The organism is Streptomyces sp. NPDC002790, from assembly GCF_040295505.1.
Taxonomy (GTDB): domain Bacteria; phylum Actinomycetota; class Actinomycetes; order Streptomycetales; family Streptomycetaceae; genus Streptomyces.
On the sequence record NZ_JBEOVM010000222.1, the window covers coordinates 1 to 3,725 of the forward strand.

A 3,725-nucleotide genomic window follows, 5' to 3' on the forward strand; every position below is an offset into this window, starting at 1 on the left:
CCCTCCATCCCCTCGTGTTTTTTATATCTTTAACTAATTGTCGCCCTTCCGCTCTGTTGCGGGCGCGGGGGGGGGGCGCCCCCCCGGGGTTCGGCCCGGGAGCCGCCTGCTCAATCGCCGCAGGGGCTTAACGAGCGGCCCGCAGCCCCGCCAGGACCGTGTCGACGATGCGTTCCGCGAGGTCCTCCGCCAGGGGCGCGTCGGAGCGCATGACCGTGCGCAACAGCATCGGCCCGGTGAACAGGTCCGCCGCGAACTCGACATCCGTACCGGGCGGCAGCTCCCCGTCCGCGACCCCGCGCCGCACCACGTCGTGCGTCGTCCGCCGCCGCGGGTCCACGACGAGCTCCTGGTACGCGTCCCAGAGCCTGGGCAGGGTCTTCATCTGCGCGAGGACGTTGTGCAGCAGGGCGGAAGTGCGCATGCTGAGGCCGCGCCTGCGCATGTGCTCCAGGAGCCGGACGAGATCGTCGCGCATCGAGATGCCGGGCAGTTCCGAGGCCGGTTCCTCGATGGAGGCGACGACGTCGACGAAGAGCGCCTCCTTGCCGCTCCAGCGCCGGTAGATGGTGGCCTTGCCCACACCCGCGGTGCGGGCGATCCGCTCGATGGACAACTCGGTGAGCGGCACACCCTGTTCGAGGAGTTCGATGACGCCCTCGATGATCGCCTGCTCGACGGCCTCGCTGCGCGGACGCCCGCGCGCGGGCGCGGACGGCGCCGGGGACCCGGGAATCCTTCGCCGCCGCGCCTGCCCCTCGGCCCGTTCCGTGCCCGCGTCCACCGCGCTCCGCCTTTCGCCGCGCCCCGGGCCCGGCCGCTGTGGCAGGCCCCGGCGCATTGTCTCAACCAGCAGGTCAGTGGCGGGTCAGTGGCCCGCGCCGACCTTCTCCGGCTGCTCACCGCTGTGCTCGGCCGGCGGGCCCTTGGGCTTGCGCGGCAGGAACAGACCGGTGAGGACGGCGCTGAGCACGGCGACGCCCGCGCCGCACAGCGCGGTGATGTGCATGGCGTGCACGAAGGAGTCGTTCGCCGCCCCGGCCAGGGCCTCGCCGCGCGGCCCCAGCTTCTGCGCGACGCCGAGCGTGGCCTCGATGGACGCGCCCGCGGCGTCGCGCAGACCGGCGGGCAGCGGGATCAGCTTGTCCTCGATCCCGTTCTTGTACGCCGTGGACAGCACCGAGCCGAGCACGGCGATCCCGAGCGCGCCGCCGACCTGGCGGAACGTATTGCTCAGCGCGGAGGCCGAACCCGCCTTCTCGCGCGGCAGCGACTGCATGATCACGACGCTGGTCGGCGTCATGACGTGGGCCATGCCCGTGCCCATGAAGAAGAAGATGATCTCCATGACCCACATCGGGCTGTCCTGGTCGAGCAGGGTGAACGCGGCGAGCATGGCCGCGAGCAGCACCAGACCCCCGGTCGTGGTGACGCGGACGCCGAGCCGGTCGACGACGAGCCGGGCGCGCGGCGCGAAGATCAGCTGGGCGGCGGCGAGCGGCAGCAGGAACGCGCCGGTCTGCAACGGCGAGTAGCCGCGCACGCTCTGGATGTAGAAGGACGCGAAGAACGTGACGCCCATCATCGCGAAGAAGACGAGCGCGATGCCGGCCATGGCGGCCGAGAACACCTTGTCCTTGAAGTAGTTGATGTCGAACGACGGGTGGTCGCTGCGCTTCTCGTACAGCACGAAGGCGACCAGGACGACGAGGCCCGCGGCGATGGTGGCGAGCACCTGGGGGCTGGTGAAGTCGCCCTCGTCGCCGCCCTTGATGATCCCGTAGACGAGCAGCACGAGACCGACGACGGACAGCGCGACGCCGACGAGGTCGATCCGGCCGGGCTTCGGGTCCTTGGAGTCCGGTACGAGGATGAGCATCAGCACCACGGCGATGATCACGATCGGCACGTTCACGAGGAAGACCGAGCCCCACCAGAAGTGGTCGAGGAGGAGTCCGCCGGTGATCGGCCCGATCGCGATGGCGAGCCCCACGCCGCCGGCCCAGATACCGATGGCCTTCGGCTGCTCGTCCCGCTCGAAGACGTTCATCAGGACGGCGAGCGTGGCCGGCATGACGAAGGCGGAGCCGAGGCCCATCACCGCGCGGAACGCGATGAGTTGGACCGGCGTACCGGACTCCGCGGCGAGCGCGGAGCCGATCCCGAAGACGACGAGGCCGCCGATGAGGACCTTCTTGCGCCCGATGCGGTCGCCGAGCAGTCCGGCCGTGAACAGCAGGCCCGCGAAGACGAGCGTGTACGCGTTGATGGCCCACTCGAGCTCGCTCTGCGAGGCGCCGATACCGATGGGCTCGGGGGTCGAGATCGTCTTGATCGCGACGTTCAGGATCGAGTTGTCGAGGACGACGATCAGCAGGCTCAGCATGAGCACGCCGAGGATCACCCAGCGACGGCGGTGCACTGACTCGGGAACAGGAGTGGTCATGGGAGCGACCCTAGACCCATTTCGATACGGGACCGTCTCGTATCGGAAGTCTCGCGGAAAGCCTTGCCGAGGCTTTACCGGAGCGCGGGGGCCTGGCGCGGGAGCGGCACGCGGTGCCACCATGGAGGCGATCCGGGGACGCCGTCAGGGCGCCTCGAGACGACACGAAGGAGCCGTTGCGATGACGCAACCCACAGAGCTTTCGGCTGCCCAGAAGCAACCCCAGAGCAACGCCCTCTACGGGGGCAAGGGCACGCGCCGCGTCACGGCGCGGGACATCGGACTCGCCAAGGAGCGGGCCGAGAAGTGGCCCATGCTCACCGCGTACGACGCGATGACGGCGTCGGTCTTCGACGAGGCGGGCATCCCCGTGATGCTGGTCGGCGACTCCGCGGGCAACTGCCACCTCGGGTACGACACCACGGTGCCGGTGACGGTGGACCAGATGGTGATGCTGTCGGCGGCGGTGGTACGCGGCACGTCCCGCGCCATGATCGTTGGCGATCTGCCCTTCGGGTCCTACCAGGAAGGGCCGACGCAGGCGCTCCGTACGGCGATGCGGCTGGTGAAGGAAGCGGGGGTGGGCGCCGTCAAGCTGGAGGGCGGCGAACGCTCGCACGAGCAGATCAAGCTGCTTGTCGACGCCGGGATCCCGGTCATGGCCCACATCGGCCTGACCCCCCAGTCGGTCAACACCCAGGGCTACCGGGTTCAGGGGCGCGGCGAGGAGGCGGCGCAGCAGTTGCTGCGCGATGCCAAGGCCGTGCAGGACGCGGGGGCGTTCGCGGTGGTCCTGGAGCTGGTTCCGGCGGAGCTGGCGGCCGAGGTGACGCGGGTCCTGCACATCCCGACGGTCGGCATCGGGGCGGGGGCCGGTACGGACGCGCAGGTTCTGGTCTGGACGGATGCGCTGGGCCTCACCGGCGGGAAGATGCCGCGGTTCGTGAAGCAGTACGCGGATCTGCGGGGCGTGATGTCCGACGCGGCGAAGGCGTTTGCGGAGGACGTCATCGGCGGAACGTTCCCTCAGGAGGAGCACTCCGTCCACTGAGCCAATCCGGTACGACCGCGGCCCGCCGAACTTCCCCCGTCGGCGGGCCGCGTTGCGCTCCGCGGGTCTACGGGTGGGTGGGTTGCGGCCGCCGGGCCCAAAAGATTCGGGGCTCCGCCCCGGACCCCGCGCCTCAAACGCCGGCGGGGCTTGATTGTGCTGCTCAATCGCCGCCGGGCTCGAAAGATCGCCTCAATCGCCGGCGGGGCTTGATGATCAAGCCCCGCC

Annotated in this window: 3 protein-coding genes; 1 reads left to right on the forward strand and 2 read right to left on the reverse strand. The window is 70.0% G+C overall.

The window, feature by feature from the left end; all coding sequences use genetic code 11:
- Window positions 1–127 precede the first annotated feature (127 nt).
- Both ABT004_RS36110 and ABT004_RS36115 read right to left on the reverse strand, forming a co-directional pair.
- Complete coding sequence (locus tag ABT004_RS36110; RefSeq protein WP_451193614.1) at window positions 128–784, reverse strand: TetR/AcrR family transcriptional regulator; 657 nt, start codon at window positions 782–784, stop codon at window positions 128–130.
- 84 nt (window positions 785–868) lie between these two features.
- Window positions 869–2,446 (reverse strand): MFS transporter, encoded by a 1,578-nt coding sequence (locus ABT004_RS36115; protein ID WP_351346020.1) that lies wholly within the window; start codon window positions 2,444–2,446, stop codon window positions 869–871.
- Between the two features lie 181 nt (window positions 2,447–2,627).
- On the opposite strand from ABT004_RS36115, the gene panB reads away from it, so the two are divergent.
- Entirely contained in the window at window positions 2,628–3,497 is an 870-nt protein-coding gene (panB, locus tag ABT004_RS36120; RefSeq protein ID WP_351346023.1) for a 3-methyl-2-oxobutanoate hydroxymethyltransferase, read from the forward strand.
- Window positions 3,498–3,725: the final 228 nt, after the last annotated feature.

Bases quoted from the DNA above. Each gene is read 5' to 3' on its own strand.
- ABT004_RS36115 (WP_351346020.1), bottom strand. From the start codon at position 2,446: ATGACCACTCCTGTTCCCGAGTCAGTGCACCGCCGTCGCTGGGTGATC.
- panB (WP_351346023.1), top strand. From the start codon at position 2,628: ATGACGCAACCCACAGAGCTTTCGGCTGCCCAGAAGCAACCCCAGAGC.